Here is a 1,888-nt window from a genome sequence, read left to right on the forward strand (position 1 = left end):
GTTTCCTTTTGTGTATGTTCCACAAACCATTATAGGATATATAGGAACATACACAAAAGGAAACAGCAAGGGCATTTATCGTTTTACTCTCGATACAGTTGAAGGAAAAATAAGTACACCTGTACTTGCAGCAGAATTAACCGATCCAACATATATCACAATTAGCGAAGACAATAAGCATCTATATGCCATTTTAAAGGAAGCAGGAAGCGGCGGTGTTTCTGCCTACTCCATCAATGAAGATTCAAGCGATCTTACTTACCTAGGCAAACAACTTACACCTAATGGGTCTTCTTGCCATATCAGTATTGATAGCGAGAAACACATTTTAGTTACTTCCAATTACGGAGACGGCATTATTGAAGCTTATCAACTTCAGAAAGATGCGACCCCTCTACCTGTATCATCCACTATCCGTCATGAAGGAAAAGGACCGAATAAGGATCGTCAGGAAAAAGCACATACACACTTTGCAGGATTCACACCGGATGAAAAGTTCATAGCGGTAGTCGATCTCGGAATTGATAAAGTCATCACCTATAAAATACATAATGGAGTCTTGGAAGAAGTAAATAGTTTATCAGTAGCTCCCGGCAGCGGCCCCCGGCATTTGACCTTCCATCCTAATGGAAAATTTGCATTTGTGATGGCAGAGCTAGTACCCGAAGTTATTGTGTTAAGCTACAACAGCTTAAACGGGCGCTTTTCTGAATTACAAACCGTACGGACTGTTCCAGAAGATTTTAGTGAAAAAAATCAAGGCAGTGCCATTCATATTTCAGCGGATGGGCATTTCGTATATGCCGCAAACCGTGGACATGATAGTATTGCTGTTTTCCAAACTAATCATGCAACCGGTAATCTTACATTAGTTGAACTGGTATCAACTGAAGGCCACTGGCCACGGGACTTTGCAATAGATCCTAGCGGAAAATTCCTTGTTGCTTCTAATGAAGAATCAGGAAACTTGACACTATATTCTCGGAATGAAAGTACTGGAAAATTAACATTACTTCAAAAGGATGTTCAAGTTCCCTTCCCTGTATGTGTGAAATTTCTTCAAGGCTAATCTTATTAGTAATACCCAAAAAAAGGATTGGAGCTAAACTACAGCTTCAATCCTTTTCTTTTTCAATAAACAAATGCATTATTATCTAATATATCCATTTGTAAAATTGATTTCTTTAATCTATTTTTACGACAGACTTTCAAATTTGATAATAATAAATGAATAAATTTATTTCTCTACTTCCATACCTCCGCCATTTCTGGGAAATCAATAAATGGATTTCGGTTACCCTGCACTTCAAATATAGMTTGGTTTCTATGCTTTTCATAAAGACTGACTGGAAAAAGCTGATGCCATTCTAACAAAAGTTCCATGTTAACATTGGCGCTATCAATGATCCCCTCATATCGGAGTAAAAAATACAGAGTTGCCCTGGCCACAATACCTTTACCATATTCTGGCTCGAATTTTCCTTCCTCTGTCTTTCCGCACCCCTCTTTTATTCCTCTAGATGATACCTCAGGCACATAATCCTTGAAATCATGATATGGATAGTTCCCTCGGCTACTGTTACAAGTTGGTTCACAGGCGAATAAGTGATGCAAATCCCCCCTCATCGGTTCTTTTTTACTAAACCATGATTGAGGTACGACATGTTCACAATTAACGATAATATTTTCAACATTTGATGTTTGAATGTCTTTTGTCAAGATTTCAAGGATACGAATATCTTCCTCAATGACCTGCACAGGGTCCATCCTTTTCCCGGAATACAAACTTTTCAGCTTGCCGTTTTCCTGTAAATCAACCCATGGATAAACATGACGATGTGGGGAGTAGTTCAGCTGGTTTTTGTGGGTGGTTACAAGCAGGTGGTTC

The 1,888-nt window shown here is 38.7% G+C and carries 2 protein-coding genes; one reads left to right on the forward strand and one right to left on the reverse strand.

Translation table 11 applies throughout. The features are described from left to right. Positions 1-10 precede the first annotated feature (10 nt). Positions 11-1,069, forward strand: a complete 1,059-nt coding sequence (locus tag AC1DUW_RS27320) for a lactonase family protein (protein WP_477643990.1) — start codon at positions 11-13, stop codon at positions 1,067-1,069. Between the two features lie 176 nt (positions 1,070-1,245). Here the strand turns inward: AC1DUW_RS27320 and AC1DUW_RS27325 are convergent. Continuing rightward, a partial coding sequence (locus tag AC1DUW_RS27325; RefSeq protein WP_477643989.1) for an endonuclease I family protein occupies positions 1,246-1,888 on the reverse strand: 643 nt, incomplete at its 5' end.

It is taken from the genome of Peribacillus sp. P4_C12 (assembly GCF_056402095.1).